This is a genomic window from Novosphingobium sp. YAF33, assembly GCF_052113265.1.
Classification (GTDB): Bacteria; Pseudomonadota; Alphaproteobacteria; order Sphingomonadales; family Sphingomonadaceae; genus Novosphingobium.
Genome location: NZ_JBFRCW010000002.1, coordinates 528,639 through 544,935, shown reverse-complemented (window position 1 = coordinate 544,935; position 16,297 = coordinate 528,639). Strand labels below are relative to the sequence as shown.

General features: G+C 67.3%; 11 protein-coding genes. 8 read left to right on the top strand and 3 right to left on the bottom strand.

Going from position 1 to position 16,297, the window contains the following annotated elements; translation table 11 throughout:
- Positions 1 to 3 precede the first annotated feature (3 nt).
- The 7 genes from manD to AB4Z00_RS06510 all read left to right on the top strand — a co-directional run bounded on the left by manD (position 4) and on the right by AB4Z00_RS06510 (position 11,496).
- The gene (gene manD / locus AB4Z00_RS06540; protein WP_132267648.1) at positions 4 to 1,215 is read left to right on the top strand and encodes a D-mannonate dehydratase ManD; all 1,212 of its coding nucleotides are present in this window, start codon (positions 4 to 6) and stop codon (positions 1,213 to 1,215) included.
- Positions 1,212 to 2,531, top strand: coding sequence for an MFS transporter (locus AB4Z00_RS06535; protein ID WP_442045378.1), 1,320 nt, complete (start codon positions 1,212 to 1,214; stop codon positions 2,529 to 2,531). The genes manD and AB4Z00_RS06535 overlap by 4 nt, the downstream gene beginning before the upstream one ends.
- Positions 2,528 to 3,940 carry a glucuronate isomerase gene (gene uxaC, locus AB4Z00_RS06530; RefSeq protein WP_442045377.1) on the top strand — a complete coding sequence of 471 codons (1,413 nt, stop codon included), beginning with the start codon at positions 2,528 to 2,530 and terminating at the stop codon, positions 3,938 to 3,940. Before AB4Z00_RS06535 ends, uxaC begins: the two co-directional genes overlap by 4 nt.
- A complete protein-coding gene (locus AB4Z00_RS06525) occupies positions 3,928 to 5,397 on the top strand; it encodes a mannitol dehydrogenase family protein (protein ID WP_442045477.1) in 1,470 nt (489 codons plus the stop codon). Before uxaC ends, AB4Z00_RS06525 begins: the two co-directional genes overlap by 13 nt.
- Complete coding sequence (locus tag AB4Z00_RS06520; protein ID WP_314467358.1) at positions 5,394 to 7,073, top strand: GH35 family beta-galactosidase; 1,680 nt, start codon at positions 5,394 to 5,396, stop codon at positions 7,071 to 7,073. Before AB4Z00_RS06525 ends, AB4Z00_RS06520 begins: the two co-directional genes overlap by 4 nt.
- A 134-nt stretch (positions 7,074 to 7,207) precedes the next feature.
- A complete protein-coding gene (locus tag AB4Z00_RS06515; protein WP_442045376.1) occupies positions 7,208 to 10,123 on the top strand; it encodes a TonB-dependent receptor in 2,916 nt (971 codons plus the stop codon).
- A 128-nt stretch (positions 10,124 to 10,251) separates the two neighbouring features.
- A complete protein-coding gene (locus AB4Z00_RS06510) occupies positions 10,252 to 11,496 on the top strand; it encodes an SGNH/GDSL hydrolase family protein (protein ID WP_442045476.1) in 1,245 nt (414 codons plus the stop codon).
- Positions 11,497 to 11,546: 50 nt separating this feature from the next.
- Here the strand turns inward: AB4Z00_RS06510 and AB4Z00_RS06505 are convergent, their stop codons facing one another.
- The 3 genes from AB4Z00_RS06505 to AB4Z00_RS06495 all read right to left on the bottom strand — a co-directional run bounded on the left by AB4Z00_RS06505 (position 11,547) and on the right by AB4Z00_RS06495 (position 15,234).
- Positions 11,547 to 12,473, bottom strand: a complete 927-nt coding sequence (locus AB4Z00_RS06505) for a polysaccharide deacetylase family protein (RefSeq protein WP_442045375.1) — start codon at positions 12,471 to 12,473, stop codon at positions 11,547 to 11,549.
- Between the two features lie 290 nt (positions 12,474 to 12,763).
- On the bottom strand, positions 12,764 to 13,825 hold the full coding sequence (locus AB4Z00_RS06500) for a glycoside hydrolase family 43 protein (RefSeq protein ID WP_132267924.1): 1,062 nt from the start codon (positions 13,823 to 13,825) through the stop codon (positions 12,764 to 12,766).
- 137 nt (positions 13,826 to 13,962) lie between these two features.
- Positions 13,963 to 15,234, bottom strand: coding sequence for an MFS transporter (locus AB4Z00_RS06495; protein WP_442045374.1), 1,272 nt, complete (start codon positions 15,232 to 15,234; stop codon positions 13,963 to 13,965).
- Positions 15,235 to 15,315: 81 nt separating this feature from the next.
- Here AB4Z00_RS06495 and AB4Z00_RS06490 point away from each other — a divergent pair, with 81 nt between their 5' ends.
- Complete coding sequence (locus tag AB4Z00_RS06490; RefSeq protein ID WP_442045373.1) at positions 15,316 to 16,248, top strand: LysR substrate-binding domain-containing protein; 933 nt, start codon at positions 15,316 to 15,318, stop codon at positions 16,246 to 16,248.
- Positions 16,249 to 16,297 lie beyond the last annotated feature (49 nt).

Genomic DNA, 16,297 nt, shown 5'->3' with positions numbered 1-16,297 from the left:
CCCATGCCCAAGATCGTCGATGCCAAAGTCATCATCACCTGCCCGGGTCGCAACTTCGTCACGCTGAAGATCACTTGCGACGACGGCACCACCGGCGTGGGGGACGCGACCCTCAACGGCCGCGAGCTGTCGGTGGCCAGCTACCTGACCGACCACGTCATCCCCTGCCTGATCGGCCGCGACGCGCACCGTATCGAGGACGTCTGGCAGTACCTCTACAAGGGTGCCTACTGGCGCCGCGGTCCGGTGACGATGACCGCCATCGCCGCCGTCGACATGGCGCTGTGGGACATCAAGGGCAAGATCGCCGGCCTGCCGGTGTACCAGCTGCTGGGCGGCGCGAGCCGTGAAGGCGTGATGGTCTACGGCCACGCCAACGGCACCACCATCGAGGACACGATCAACGTGGCGCTCGACTATCAGAAGCAGGGCTACAAGGCGATCCGCCTCCAGTGCGGCGTGCCCGGCATGGCTTCGACGTACGGCGTTTCCAAGGACAAGTACTTCTACGAGCCCGCCGACGCCGACCTGCCCACCGAGAACGTCTGGAACACCGCGAAGTACCTGCGCGTCGTGCCCGAACTGTTCAAGGCCGCACGCGAGGCGCTGGGCTGGGACGTGCACCTGCTGCATGACATCCATCACCGCCTGACCCCGATCGAGGCGGGCCGCCTCGGCAAGGATCTGGAGCCCTACCGCCCGTTCTGGCTGGAAGACGCGACGCCTGCCGAGAACCAGGAAGCGTTCAAGCTCATCCGCCAGCACACCACCGCGCCCCTGGCCGTGGGCGAGATCTTCAACTCGATCTGGGACTGCAAGGACCTGATCCAGAACCAGCTGATCGACTATATCCGCGCCACCGTGGTCCACGCAGGCGGCATCACGCACCTTCGCCGCATCGCCGCGCTGGCCGATCTCTACCAGATCCGCACCGGCTGCCACGGCGCCACCGACCTTTCGCCGGTCTGCATGGCTGCCGCGCTGCACTTCGACCTCTCGGTGCCGAACTTCGGCGTGCAGGAATATATGCGCCACACGCCGGAGACCGACGCGGTCTTCCCCCATGCCTATACGTTCGAGAACGGCATGATGCACCCGGGCGAAGCGCCGGGCCTGGGCGTGGACATCGATGAGGAACTGGCCGCCGGCTACGAATACAGCCGCGCCTTCCTGCCGGTGAACCGCCTTGAAGACGGCACGATGTACAACTGGTGAGCGTGGTGAACGGCGTGACGCCACTCAAGGCCGCGGCGACCGGCCCGGGGAAACCCGCGGGCCGGGTGCGCTGGATCGTCTGCGCGCTGCTGTTCGCGGCGGTGGTGCTGAGCTATGTGGACAGGCTGGTCCTGCCCACGCTCAAGCCCGAGCTTCAGGCCCGCTACGGCTGGAGCGAGAGCGGCTATGCCGACCTCGCGATCTGGTTCCAGGCGGGCTACGGCATTGCCTATGTCGTGTTCGGCAGGCTGATCGACCGGCTGGGCGCGCGGGCGGGCTATGCCCTGGCCGTGACGCTCTGGACGGTGGGCCACATGGCGCACGCGCTGTTCACGTCCACCAGCGGCATGCTCCTGGCGCGCATCCCGCTGGCCATCGGCGAGGCGGGGACATTCCCCGCCGCCATCGCCGCCACCAACGAATGGTTCCCCAAGCGCGAGCGCGCTTTCGCCATCGGCATCTTCAACGCCGGCTCCAACGTGGGTGCGATCCTGACGCCGCTGGTGGTGCCGGTGATCGCGCTGACGCTCGGCTGGCGCTGGGCCTTCATCCTCACCGGCCTGCTGACGGTGGTGTGGCTGGCGGCCTGGCTCGGCTTCTACCGCCGCCCGCGCGACAAGAAGAACCTCAGCGCCGAAGAACTGGCCTGGATCGAGGCCGATCCGGTGGAGAAGCCGCGCCCGGTCAAGTGGCGCGCGCTGTTCGGCTATCGCCAGACCTGGGCCTACATGATGGGCCGCTTCCTGATCGATCCGGTCTGGTGGACATTCCTGTTCTGGCTGCCGGACTTCTTCAACAAGCAGTTCGGCGTGAAGATGCTGGACTTCGGCCCGCCGCTGATCGCGGTCTATATCCTGGCCGACATCGGTTCGGTGCTGGGCGGCTGGGCTTCCTCGCGCTTCATCGGCCGCGGCTGGAGCGTCAACCGCTCGCGCAAGACGGCGATGTTCATGGCCGCGCTCTGCGCCGTGCCGATCGCCATGGCGCCGAATGCGCCGGGCCTGTGGACGGCCGTGGCGCTGGTGGGCCTCGCCTGCGCGGGGCACCAGGGCTTCTCCGCCAACCTCTACGCCCTTCCCGGCGATACCATGCCGCGCTGGATGACCGGATCGGTCGTCGGCCTTGGCGGGCTTTCCGGGGCGCTGGGCGGCATGCTCATGGCCAAGTTCGCCGGCGCCATCCTTGAAACCGTGGGCAGCTACGAGCCGATCTTCGTCGTGGCCTCCTGCGCCTATCTCGTGGCGCTCGGCGTCATTCACCTGATCCTTCCCCGCTACCAGGTCGCCGATCCCGACGGCGAGAAAGTACCCGCATGACTCGTCCCCTCGTTCTTCACCCAGACCGCCTGTTCCCCGCCGATCCGGGCACCCGCGCCATCGCGCGCGCGCTCTACGAAGGCGTGAAGGACCTGCCGATCGTCAGCCCGCACGGCCATACCGACCCCTCCTGGTTCGCCTATGACCAGCCGTTCACCGACCCTGCCTCGCTGCTGATCGTGCCGGACCACTACGTGTTCCGCATGCTCTATTCGCAGGGCGTGGCGCTGGAATCGCTGGGCGTGCCCAGCGTGGACGGCAGCCCGGTGGAGCAGGATCCGCGCAAGATCTGGGCGATCTTCGCCAAGCACTACCACCTGTTCCGCGGCACCCCTTCGCGCATGTGGCTGGACTGGGTCTTCGCGGAAGTGTTCGGCCTCGACGTGCTGCTGGATGAGAGCACGGCGGACCATTACTACGAGGTGATCGACGCCGCGCTCAAGACCGAGGCGTTCCGTCCCCGCGCGCTGTTCGAGGCCTTCAACATCGAACTGATCGCCACCACAGAAGGGCCGCTCGACCCGCTCGCCCATCACCGCGCGATCCGGGAAAGCGGCTGGAGCGGCCGCGTCGTCACCGCCTATCGCCCCGATCCGGTGGTCGATCCCGAAACGCCGGGCTTTGCCGCCAAAGTGGCGAAGTTCGGCGAGATGGCAGGCGAGGACGTCTCGACTTACGCGGGCTATCTGGCCGCGCACCGCTTCCACCGCGCCCGCTTCCGCGAGGCCGGAGCCACCTCGACCGATCACGGCCATCCCAGCGCCCGCACCGCCGATCTCTTGCCAGAGGATTGCGAGGCGCTCTACCAGCGTGTCCTGTCGGCACCGGGCAAGGATGACGCCGAACTGTTCCGCGCCCAGCTCCTCACCGAAATGGCCGGGATGAGCGTGGAAGACGGCATGGTCATGCAGCTTCACCCCGCCGTCCATCGCAGCCACAACCAGGCCGTGCTCGACCGCTTCGGGCGTGACAAGGGCGGCGACATTCCGCTGCCCGGCGAATTCGTGCAGGCGCTGAAGCCCCTGCTCGACCGCTACGGCAACGACCCGCGCCTGACGCTGATCCTGTTCACGCTGGACGAGGACGTCTATTCGCGCGAACTGGCGCCGCTCGCCGGGCACTACCCCTCGCTGCGGCTCGGCCCGCCCTGGTGGTTCCACGATTCCCCCGAAGGCATGCGCCGCTTCCGCGAGCGCACGACCGAAACCTCGGGCTTCTACAACACCGTCGGCTTCAACGACGATACCCGCGCTTTCCTCTCGATCCCCGCGCGGCACGACGTGGCCCGCCGCATGGACTGCGCCTGGCTGGCGCAGCTCGTGGCCGAACACCGCCTGCCCGAGGATGAGGCGCATGAAGTTGCCCGCGCGCTCGCTTACGATCTCGTCAAGGCGGCATACAAGCTGTGAGACTTTCCGCAGAGACCCTCGGCCAGGTTCCGGCCTCCGTCGCCCGTCCCGCCTATGACCGCGCGGCGGTCAAGGCGGGGGTCGTCCACCTCGGCATCGGTGCCTTCCACCGCGCGCACCAGGCCGCCGTGTTCGAGGCGGCGCTGGCTTCGGGCGACTTGCGCTGGGGCGTGGTCGGCGTCTCGCTGCGCTCGGCCTCGGTGCGGGACCAGATGAACCCGCAGGACGGCCTCTACACCCTGCTGGTGCGCGAAGGCGCGGTGCAGACCCCGCAGATCATCGGCGCCGTACAGCGCGTGCTGGTCGCGCCGGAAGAGCCGGAGGCGGTGGTCGCCGCGCTGGCCTCGCCCGATACGCACCTCGTCACGTTGACGGTGACCGAGAAAGGCTATTGCCTCGATCGCAAGACCGGCAGGCTCATGGCGGATGACGCGGACGTCGCCGCCGATCTCGCCGGGCTGGAGCGTCCGCGCACGGCGGCGGGCTTCCTCGTCGCGGCGCTCGCGCGCCGGCGGGTAGAGGGCCTCGCCCCGCTCTCGATCCTCTCCTGCGACAACCTGCCCCACAACGGCGCGCTGCTGAAAGGCGCGGTGCTCGCCATGGCCGAGGCGCACGATCCTGCGCTCGCCGCCTGGATCGCGCAGGGCTGCACGTTCCCGGCCACCATGGTCGACCGCATCGTGCCCGCCACCACGGACGAGGACATCGCCGGTCTCGCCGCGCTGACCGGCGTGGAAGATCGGGCCATGGTGAAGGCCGAGCCCTTCCTGCAATGGGTGATCGAGGACAGCTTCGCAGGCGAGCGGCCGGATTTCGCTGCTCTCGGCGTCCAGCTGACCGATGCCGTCGCCCCGTGGGAGGAAGCCAAGCTGCGCCTGCTCAACGGCGCGCATTCGGCCATCGCCTATCTCGGCGGGCTGGCAGGCGACGCGTTCGTCCACGAGTTCGTCGGCACCGCGCAGGGCCGTGCTTTCGTCGAGCGGCTGTGGGACGAAGTGGTGCCCACGCTGAACCCGCCCGCCGGGCTCGACGTGCCGGCCTACCGCCAGGAACTGATGGCCCGCTTCGCCAACAGCGCGCTCCAGCACCGCACCCGCCAGATCGCCATGGACGGATCGCAGAAGCTGCCGCAGCGCCTGCTCGCGCCGCTGGCCGCTGTGGCGGAGCAGGGCGGTTCCTTCGCGGCCATCACGCTGGCCGTTGCCGCCTGGGTACGCTGGCAGGCGGGCACGAGCGACGCGGGCGAGAGCTTCGCCATCGACGATCCCGCCGCTGCCGCCCTTGCCGATGCACTGCGCCTTGCGGCCACGCCGCGCGCCCGGGTCACCGCAGCCCTCGGCGTGCTGGGCCATGTGCCCGATGCCGCCGTGCTCGATGCCGTGGCCGCCCATCTCGGCCATCTCGAAACTTCCGGCGCCCGCGCCGTCATCACTGCATTCCTGGGAGAGAACGCATGACCCTCCGCACTGCCCTGCTGGCGGTCTCGGCCCTTGCGGCCAGCCTGAGCCTCGCCGCTCCCGCCCTGGCCGATGCGCCGCGTCTGGAGACCAAGGGCGATACGAAGCAGCTGATCGTGAACGGCAAGCCGATGCTGATGATCGCGGGCGAGCTGAGCAATTCGGCCTCCTCCAGCGCCGCCTATATGGCGCCGCACTGGAAGCGGCTGAAGGAGATGAACCTCGATACCGTGCTGACGCCGGTGTCGTGGGAACTGATCGAACCCACCGAGGGCACGTTCGACTGGTCCTCGGTCGATTCCCAGATCAAGGCGGCACGCGCCAACAACCTCAAGCTGGTGGTGCTGTGGTTCGGGGCGTGGAAGAACTCCATGTCCACGTACATCCCGGCCTGGGTCAAGCGCGACCAGCAGCGCTTCCCGCGCGCGCAGCTTCCCAATGGTCAGGGCGTGGAGATCCTCTCGACGTTCGGCGCGGAGACGCTGAAGGCCGACGAGCGCGCCTATGCCGCGCTCATGGCGCACCTCAAGGCGGTGGATTCCACGCAGAATACCGTCGTCATGGTGCAAGTGGAGAACGAGATCGGCATGTTGCCGGTCGCGCGCGACTACAGCGCCGCCGCCAATGCCGCCTACCGCGAGCCGGTTCCTGCTGAACTGGTCAACTACCTCGTCGCTCACAAGGATTCGCTGGTTCCGGGCATGCGCCGGATGTGGCTCGAACGCGGCGCGCGTACCAGCGGTTCGTGGGACGAGCTGTTCGGCGGCGGCGATGCCGCGGCGGAAGTCTTCGCGGCCTGGCACTATGCCCGCTTCGCCGACCAGCTCGCCGCGGCGGGCAAGGCGGCCTATCCGATCCCGATGTACGTCAATGTCGCGCTCAACCGCCCGGGCCGCATCCCCGGCGAATACCCGAGCGGCGGCCCGCTGCCGCACTTGCTCGACGTCTGGAAGGCCGGAGGGCCGCACCTCGATTTCCTGGCGCCGGACATCTACTTTTCCAGCTTCGTGGACATCGTGAACGGCTACAAGCGCCCGGACAACGTGCTGTTCATTCCCGAGGCGCACAATTCCACCAATCCGGTGGCGCCCGCCAATGCGTTCTACGCCATCGGCCAGCTCGACGCGATCGGCTTCGGCCCCTTCTCCATCGACTCGGTGGACGAGGATCCCGGCGCGCTCAAGGATGCCTACGGCGTGCTCCAGCAGCTCAAGCCCTACATTCTCGATGCGCAGGGCACCGATCGCATGGTCGGCTTCAAGCCGCGCCAGCTCTATGACGAAACGCTGGTCTACGAGCCGGAAACCCGCGATGTCGGCCCCTATCGCTTCACCATCGCCTATGCCGATATCCAGAGGCCGGTGGCCAATCCCGGCGCCGACGCCTCGGTACCGGGCACCACTGCGGCGATCGCGGCGGCAGGCGGCATGATCATCCAGATCGGACCGGAAGAGTATCTGATCGCCGGGCAGGGCATTACCGTGACGTTCAAGCCCAGGACCGGCAAGGCCGCGCTGGCCGGGATCGATTCGGCGTTCGAGGGCGAATTCGATTCGACCGGCAAATGGGTGCCCGGCCGCCTGCTCAACGGCGACCAGACGCACCAGGGCCGCCACATCCGCCTGGAGTCCGGAAAGTGGCAGATTCAGCGGGTAAAACTCTATGATTACGATTGAAAGATACCGCTAACATAACTGTTGACGCGCGCCGGCACTGGGCATATTAAGGCTTCAATGATAGCGCTACCAGTGTTGGCGCAACCCACGATCCGCTCGGAAGCGGACGTGATTTAAATGGGAGGGGATATCCAATGCGATCCAACCGTATTTCCGTTCGTGCCGTTCTTCTGAGCGCCGCCGCGCTCTCGGGCCTTTCCGCGCCTGCCGCCTTTGCGCAGGACGCTGCGGGCACCACGGCCGCCGACACCGTCGATACGACCGCCGCCCCTCAGGACGATACGCCTTCCGCGGGCGACATCATCGTCACCGGCATCCGCGCCTCGCTGCAGAGCGCGACCAATGCCAAGCGCGATGCCGTGACCTTCGGCGATTCGATCTTCGCCGAAGACATCGGCAAGCTGCCCGCCACCAACCTGGCCGAAACGCTGAACCGCATGCCCGGCGTGCGCCTCAACCGCGACATCAACGGCGAAGGCACCCAGGTCGCCATCCGCGGCCTTGGCCCCAGCTTCACCCGCGTGCTGCTGAACGGCTCGCAGCTCCAGGTCGCGTCCGACGGCGGCACCAACGGCGGCAGCGCCAACCGCGAAGTCGATCTCGACTTCTTCCCGTCCGAACTCTTCACCCGTCTCGACCTTGCCAAGAGCCCTTCGCCCTCGACGCTCGAAGGCGGTATCGCCGGCACCGTCAACCTGCACAACGCGCGCCCCTTCGACAAGGAAGGCACGCACTTCACCGTCGTCGGCCAGGGCCAGTATACCGATAGCAACGGCAAGATCAGCCCGCGCGGCGCCGTCGTCGCCAGCCACACCACGGATACCTTCGGCATTCTCGTCGGCGTGGCCGGCGTGAAGACCAAGACCCGCGTCGATGGCTTCGAATCCGTGGGCTGGACCGACGGCAACCTCGGCGCCGGCGATCCGGGCGGCAACAACTTCTCCTGGGCCTCGGTGGTTCCGACCAATACCGGTCACGGCCTCGTTGCTGGCCAGCCGGTGGACGTGGTCGCCACTTCGGGTCTCACCCGCGACCAGCTCAGCACCGCGCTGATCCCGCGCCTCGGCCGCAACAGCCTGACCAACGGCGACCGTTCGCGCATCTCCGCGCTGGCATCGCTCGAATGGCGTCCCAGCGACGAGCTGCACTTCGCGATCGACGGTATCTGGGCCAAGTCCAAGCGTGACTACTACAAGGTCAACATGAACTGGCAGGTCCGTAACTCGGGCCCGGGCACCAGCGCGCAGTCGACCGGCGGCATGATCCCGATCGACCTTGCGGTCGACGACAACGGCGTGGTCACCAGCGGCACCTTCGCCAACTCCTCGTTCTTCCTCGAAGCGAGCCAGTTCAAGCAGACCACCAAGTTCTGGAACATCGCGCCGAGCGTGACCTGGCAGCCTTCCGACCGCGTGAAGGTGGAAGCCAATGCCAACTGGTCGAAGAGCAAGTTCTTCCGCGAACAGCCGACCTGGGCCTTCCAGACCACCCCGGGTTCGGGCGTGGACGTCTACTACGACAACAGCGGCGGCAACCAGCCGATCATCACCACCAATGTCGATCTCAACGATCCGAACATGGGCTGGGAATGGTACCGCCAGAACGTGTCGCTGGTTCGCCGCGATACCGAGACGCGCGGTGCCCACCTCGACACCACCATCGGCGACAGCGACTTCAGCGTGAAGTTCGGCGGCGCCTATGACCGGGCCCAGCGTTCGATCCGCGCTTACGACAACAGCCCGGCCTACCAGCTTTCCGTCTGCGGCACCGGCTGCACTGGCGATACCGGCTCGATCACCACCGGCCAGATCCCGCAGTACCTGACCCAGTTCCCGGTCAGCAACTTCGGCCATCTCGCCAGCGGCAGCGTGGGCTACAATGCCTTCGTCATCCCCGACTTCGATGCCATCAAGCAGGCCACCAACTACGCCAGCTACCGTGACAGCGCGCCGGAAACGCGCGGCGCAGTGACCGGCGGCGCCACGGGCGATATCGACGAGACGGTGCTGGGCGCCTACTTCGAACTGAACGGCACCACCGAACTGTTCGGCCGCGAACTGCACATGAACGGCGGCATGCGCTATGCCCATACCAAGCAGATCGTCGTCGGCCCGAGCCAGGTCGGCACCGCCATCATCGACATCACCTCGCGCTCGAACTACGACAACTTCCTGCCCTCGGTGAACTTCACGTACGATGTGCTGGACAACCTGAAGCTGCGCTTCTCGGCCTCGCGCACGATGACGCGTCCGAATGCCGACCAGATCCTGCCGGGCATCACGTTCTCGGATCCCTCGGCCCTCACGGCCAGCGCGGGCAATCCTGATCTGAAGCCCTACACTTCGGACAACTTCGATATCGGCGGTGAATTCTACACCGGCGGCATCGGTTATGTCGGTGTGTCGGCCTTCCAGAAGAACATCGCCGGCTTCACCGTCACCACGTCCTCGGAAGTGCCCTTCGGTTCGCTCAACATTCCGTACGACAGCCTGATCTCGACCCAGCAGAACGCCCTCAGCGACCGTTCGCTCCAGACCGGCGTGCCGATCGCGAACCTGCCGATCACGGTGACCCGCCCGATCAACCTCAGCGACCTGAAGATCAAGGGCATCGAGGCCACCTGGGTGCAGCCGCTCGACTTCCTGGTGCAGGGCCTGGGCTTCTCGGCCAACGGCACCTACCTGAAGCAGTCCTCGTCCTCGGGCCTCGTCGCCACCGGTGTTTCGCCCTACTCGTACAACCTCCAGGGCTTCTACGAGAACAACGGCCTGTCGGTCAGCGTGAACTACGTCTGGAACGACGCGTCGATCGCCGTGAACGGTCCGCAGAACGGCATCCAGAACGCCGCCCTGCGCTCGGACGCCCGTGGCCAGCTCGACATGTCGGCCGGCTACCAGCTGCCCTTCCTGAACAACGCGGTGCGCCTGACGCTCGATGTGCTGAACATCACCAACGAGCCGATCCGCACCACCTTCGAATACGACAACGCCGCTTACTCGGTCTACTACCCGGGCCGTCAGGTCCTGCTGGGTCTGCGCGCCAACTTCTGATTGTTCTTGCAGGGAACTCCTCCTCCCTGAAAACTCCGAGCCGGCGTCCATTCCCTGGATGCCGGCTCATTTCTTTTATGGGGTCCGCGATGCTGCCGAAGTTCCGTCACCTTGCCCTCACCGCCCGGATGGTCACGGGCCGCCCGTTCACTCGCGTGCTGATCCCGGCCGCTCTTGTGACGGCCGGGCTGGGCGTCTCGGCGCCTGCGCTGGCGGCGGCCTGTCCCTGGGTTTCGGCCTGGGGATCCTCGCAGATGCTTCCCGATGCCGACAATGCCCTTCCGGCCGAGGCTACGCGCGATGTGACGCTGCGCCAGATCGTGCGGCCCTCGATCGGCGGCACCGGACTGCGCGTGCGCCTGTCCAATGCTTTCGGCGACACGCCGCTGGTGATCGAGGCCGCCACGCTGGCCCGCGCCCGGGCGGCGGACAAGGCCGGGATCGACGCCCGTTCGCTCACGCCGCTGCGCTTCTCCGGCAAGGCCCGCGTGGTGATCCCGCCGGGCGCGGACTGGCTTTCCGACCCCCTGGACCTGCCCGTCCGCGCTTTCGAGGACCTGGCCGTCTCGCTCCACGTCCAGGCCATGCCCCAGCGCCAGACCGCGCATCCCGGCTCGCGCGCGACTTCCTACTGGATCGCGGGCGACCATGTTGCCGATGCCGAACTGGCCGCGGCCAAGCCGATCGACCACTGGTATCTCCTTTCGGGAATCGAGGCGCGGGCCTGCGGGGCGGGCGCAGTGGTGGCGCTGGGCGATTCGATAACCGATGGGCGCGGCTCCACCACCAATGGCAACGACCGCTGGACCGACGTTCTCGCCCGGCGGCTGGCGGGCAGTTCGGCAGGCAGGCGCGCGGTGATCAACCAGGGCATCGGGGGCAACCGCGTGCTGCTTGACGGGCTCGGGCCCAATGCCATGGCCCGGCTCGACCGTGACGTGCTGGCGCTGCCCGGCGTCACTCACCTCATCGTGCTGGAAGGCATCAACGACCTGGGCGTCCTCACGCGCGACCACCCGGTGAGCGCTGCGGAACACGCCGCCAAGGTGGAGCAGATCACCGGCGCCTACGGCCAGATCGTTGCTCGCGCCCATGCGAAGGGGATCAAGGTCTACGGCGCGACATTGCTGCCGTTCATGGGCATGGACTACTACCACCCGGGCGCCGTCAACGAGGCCGACCGCCAGGCGATCAACGCCTGGATCCGGGCACCGGGCAACTTCGATGCGGTGATCGATTTCGACAAGGTGATGCGCGATCCCGCGCGGCCGGACCGGCTCAATCCCGCCTATGACGTGGGCGACGCGATCCATCCCAACCCGGCCGGCTACAAGGCCATGGGCGAGGCGATCCCGCTGGACTTGCTGCGCTAGGAAAGAGCGAGGAGAGGTGCGTCTCCCGGATCAGGTCCGGGATGACGATCTCAAGCCGGGCAGACGTCGTCTCCGGGGCGCGGCAGCGGTGTCGTGCGCAGCAGGGCAGGCGTCGGGCCGGGTCTGGCCGGATCGGTGGCGGCATAGAACGGGTCGCGCTGGGCCTGTTCCAGAGTGACGAACCGAAAGCCCATGTCCCGGTAGAGCGCCAGGAGCCGCGGCATCATCCGCGCATCGAAAGCGCCGACGTGGAGCAGCAGCACATAAGGCACATCGCGGCGGAACCGGGCCTGCGAAGCGGCCCGCGCGGCCTCGGCATCGGCGCGGGCGGCGGAAAGGAAGCGCGCTTCGAGATCGGCGATCGCGGCGGTGTTCCCCTGGACGGCGCAGCGGGCATAAGGCGCGTTCCACGCCCAGTCGTCGAAGGAGAGGCTGACCCCGGCGATACGATAGTGCCGCTGCGCCAGCGCCGCCCGCACGGAGTCGCGCATGGCCGGGTCCCTGCCCTCGGCGAGGAAGGGGTAGCGTAGCCAGGGCTTCATGCCGCGCGGTGCGAGGGCGGCCTGGTTGCGGTCCAGCTCGGCCACGAATTCCGCCGCGCCCACTTTGTCCAAATTGAGATGCCGGAAGCCGTGATTGCCGAAAGGCAGCCCGGCGGCGTGCCAATGGTCCAGCACGGTGTCGAGATCGCCAGCCTCGCCCTTGCCGGCATTGACGAAGCCGAAAGCCGGGGCGCGGGCCTGTTTCAGGGCGGCCAGGATGGCGTCCGTCACCGAGAGCGGGGTATCGCCGCTGGGGTAAGGCGTGTGCAGGGGCAGGTCGTCGAACGTGAGCGCGATCTGCGGCGCGGGGGCGGCAAGCGCGGGATGCGGGGCGAGCGCCAGGATCAGGGGCAGCGCGGCGCTCAGCAGGCGCGTGGATTTTGCGGCTGGCGCCCTGGTTGCCGTTGCGACTTGCGTCGTTACTTCCGCCTGCACGCCCTCTTCCCCCACCTTTTCCTGAACCGTCCCTCCGCACTGCCCATCCCTTATTTCGTCATTGCGAGCGTAGCGAAGCAATCCAGAGTCGCGCAGAGCCGCCCTGGATTGCTTCGCTACGCTCGCAATGACGAGGTGTGTCGGGTGTCGGATGTCTGTGTTTCCGTCTGTCGGCTGTGCGCGTGGTTCAAGAGACTGCGCGCCCCTTGGGCGATCTCGCATTCCCGCACCCCCACAGGAGCGCCCAAAGGGATGGCGAACCGCATCTCGTTCGCCATCCCTTTGCCGTATCAGTGAACGAAGGGATCGATCGTCTTGATCGTGCCGTCTTCATTGTAGTGCAGTTCGGTGACCTTGACGTTGCGCAGGCGCGTCTGGCCGGAGAGCTGGCTGTCGGCATAGAACAGCCACCACTTGCCGTCCTTCTCGACGATCGAGTGATGCGAGGTCCAGCCTTCGACCGGGTTCAGGATGCGGCCCTTGTACGTGAAGGGACCGTAGGGGTTATCGCCGATACCGTAAGCGATGTAGTGCGTGTCGCCGGTCGAGTAGCTGAAGTAGTACTTGCCCTTGTACTTGTGCATCCACGAGGCTTCGAAGAACCGGCGGTCATGGTCGCCGCCGAGCAGGAGCTTGCCCTTCTCGTCCACGATCTTCACTTCACGCGGTGCTTCGGCGAATTCCAGCATGTCGCCGGTCATGCGCGCCACGCGCGGGAGCAGGGCGGGCTTGTCGTCGGCCTGGAGGTCGGTCTTCGAACCGTTCGGATCGTACTTGCCGTTCACGTTGCGCTGGAGCTGGCCGCCCCAGATGCCGCCGAAGTACATGTAGCTCTGGCCGTCGTCGTCAGTGAAGACGGCGGGGTCCATCGAGTAGCTGCCCTTGATCGGCTGCGGTTCCGCCTTGAACGGGCCCATCGGGTCCTTCGAGGTGGCGACGCCGATGCGGAAGGCGCCCTGCTTGTCCTTGGCCGGGAAGTAGAGGTAGTACGTGCCGTTCTTGAAGGCGGCGTCCGGCGCCCACATCTGCTTCGAGGCCCAGGGCACCTGCTTCACGTCCAGCGCGAGGGGACCGATGGTGACCTTGTCGCCCACCTTGTCCATCGACAGGACGTGGTAGTCGCGCATTTCGAAGTGGCCGCCGAGATCGTCTTCCGGCGTGGGACCGTCCACGTCGTGGCTGTTGTAGATGTAGAACTTGCCGTTCCAGACATGGGCGGAAGGATCGGCGGTATACATCTCGCTGACCAGCGGCTGCGAAAGGTACTTCTTGCCCGAAGCGGCGCCGGCTTCGGTGGCATCGGCCGATGCGGCGGCGTCAGGCGCGCCTCCGGTACCATTGCAGGCGGCCATCAGGCCGCAGAAAGCGGTTGCCGCAAGGGCTGCGTAAATTCGCCTCGACACATCTATCTCCCGGTCGGTTTAAACCTTCTATCCGAAAGATAGCGCTAACATCCGTCAGGGGCAACCGGGATATTCTCGCCCCCCGATCAGGCGAATTCCGGCCGCCGAACGGCGCGAACCTTGCCGATGCCCGCCACGAAAACGAGCGCGGCAACCACGGCGAACGCGCCGGCCAGGGCGAAGGCGGGCGTGTAGGAGCCGGTCAGCTCGCGGATCACGCCGGCGCCGAAAGCGGCCAGCGCGGCGCCCATCTGGTGCGCCACCATCACCCAGCCGAACACGATCGGCGCGTCGCGCTCTCCAAAGGACAGGTTGGCGAGCTTGAGCGTCGGCGGCACCGTGGCGATCCAGTCCAGCCCGTAGAACACCGCGAAGATGGTCAGGCTGACCGTGCCGAAATCTATGAAGGGCAGGGCCAGCAGCGACAGTCCGCGCAGGCCGTAATAGACGGCCAGGAGGCGGCGCGGGTCGTGGCGATCGGACAGCCAGCCCGACGCGGTCGTGCCGATCAGGTCGAAGAAGCCCATCAGCGAAAGCAGCCCGGCGGCCGCGACCGGGGCGATGCCGTGGTCTCCGCAGAAGGCGATCATATGCGTGCCGACCAGGCCGTTGGTGGTGAGGCCGCAGACGAAGAAGCTTCCCGCCAGCAGCCAGAACACCGGCTGGCGGGCGGCGCGGACGAGCGCCTCGATGGCGAGCCAGGGCGTCGCCGCCTGCTTCATCGGCGGCGCGGGGGCAGTGCCTTCGTCTTCGCCGAAGCGCCGCACGCCGCGCGTCTCGGGACGTTCGGGGACGAACAGGGCCACCACGGGGATTAGCGCGGCGCAGCCCAGGCTGACGGCCAGTGCCACCGGCCGCCAGGCGCCGCCTTCCGACAGCCAGGCCAGGAAGGGCAGGAACACGAGCGCGCCGGTGGCCGTGCTGGCGCTCAGCATGCCCATGACCAGCCCCTGCCGCGAGGCGAACCAGCGGTTGACCACGGCCGCGCCCAGCACCGAGGCGACGGCACCCGAACCGATGCCCGACAGCACGCCCCAGCTCAGCACGAAATGCCAGGGCGCCGTCATCCAGCGGCTGGCGAAAGTGGACAGCGCCATGAGCACGAGGCCCGCCAGCATGGTGCGCTTGATCCCCACGCTCATCATCAGCGCCGCGGCGAAGGGGCCGACGAGGCCGTAGAGCAGGATGCCGATGGCCGCGGAGAACGAGATCGTCGCCCGGTCCCAGCCGAAGTGCAGTTCCAGGGGCAGCATCATCACGCCCGGTGCCGATCGCAGGCCGGCCGAGAACAGCAGGGCGAAGAACGTCACGGCCACGACGATCCAGGCGGGGTGCGGGCGGCGGAGGGCAAGGGGCATGGGCAGGTTTCCCGAAAAGGTCGAAGCGGAGAGATAGCGGGAGTCCCGCCGCGATCCGAACGAGAAAGATTGGCGCGGGTTGTGAATTCCAGTAACAACCCGGGCATGTACCGCCCGCCCTCGCTCAACACGCTGCGTGCGCTGGTCGCCGCTGCCCGGCACCGCAGTTTCACGCGGGCGGCCGAGGAACTGGGCGTTACGCACGGCGCGATCAGCCACCGGGTCCGCGAAGTGGAGGAGCGGCTGGGAGAGCCGATGTTCGAGCGGCAGGGCAATTCCATGCAGCCGACCCTGGCGGCGCTGCGCATCCTGCCCACCGTGCGCCAGTCGCTGGAACTGATCGCCAGCGTATTCCCGGAACCGCCCGCGGCGGGGCATGTGGTGCTGAAAGTGGCGGTGCTCCCGTCATTCGCCTCGCACTGGCTGGTGCCGCGGCTGGCGGAGTTCCACGAGTCCCATCCCGGCATCGCCATCGCGCTCGATCCGCGCATGGACCTCAGCCCGGTCGGCCCGCAGGGGCTGGACGCCGCCATCCGCTATGGCAGCGGCGAGTGGCCGGGGCTGGTGGTCGAACGGCTGATGCAGGACACCGTGTTCCCCGCCTGCTCGCCCGCCTATCGCGAGCGGATGGGGATCGAGAGCGAGCAGGACCTCGGCCGCTGCCGGTTCCTGCGCAATTCCTGGCAGCCTTGGACGCCGTGGTTCCAGCGCGCCGGGCTGGCGCTGCCGGAGCCTGCCGATTCGCAGCCCTACGACGATGCCGGGCTGCTGCTGGAAGCGACCGCGGCCGGGCACGGCGTGGCGCTCGTGCGCAAGGTGATCGCGCAGGACGCCATCGCCGCCGGGCGGCTGGTCCGTCTCTCCGCGGTCGAGCATCCCTTTGAAGGCGCCTATCATTTCGTTCGCCATCCCGGCAGTCCTCCGGCCAGGACCGCGGCGGTGCTGGCCTTCGCGGTGTGGCTGAAGCATCGCCTTGATGGTGAGTTTACCGGAGCGAAACTCCAACACCCGTAATTGCCATTGCCGGGACCGCGCCAAGCTGGCACGGGCAGGTCGAGGGCAA

Excerpts from the sequence above, each read along its gene's own strand:
- AB4Z00_RS06510 (WP_442045476.1), top strand. The coding sequence starts at position 10,252 with ATGGTCACGGGCCGCCCGTTCACTCGCGTGCTGATCCCGGCCGCTCTT.
- uxaC (WP_442045377.1), top strand. The coding sequence starts at position 2,528 with ATGACTCGTCCCCTCGTTCTTCACCCAGACCGCCTGTTCCCCGCCGAT.
- manD (WP_132267648.1), top strand. The coding sequence starts at position 4 with ATGCCCAAGATCGTCGATGCCAAAGTCATCATCACCTGCCCGGGTCGC.
- AB4Z00_RS06495 (WP_442045374.1), bottom strand. The coding sequence starts at position 15,234 with ATGCCCCTTGCCCTCCGCCGCCCGCACCCCGCCTGGATCGTCGTGGCC.
- AB4Z00_RS06515 (WP_442045376.1), top strand. The coding sequence starts at position 7,208 with ATGCGATCCAACCGTATTTCCGTTCGTGCCGTTCTTCTGAGCGCCGCC.
- AB4Z00_RS06520 (WP_314467358.1), top strand. The coding sequence starts at position 5,394 with ATGACCCTCCGCACTGCCCTGCTGGCGGTCTCGGCCCTTGCGGCCAGC.
- AB4Z00_RS06500 (WP_132267924.1), bottom strand. The coding sequence starts at position 13,825 with ATGGCCGCCTGCAATGGTACCGGAGGCGCGCCTGACGCCGCCGCATCG.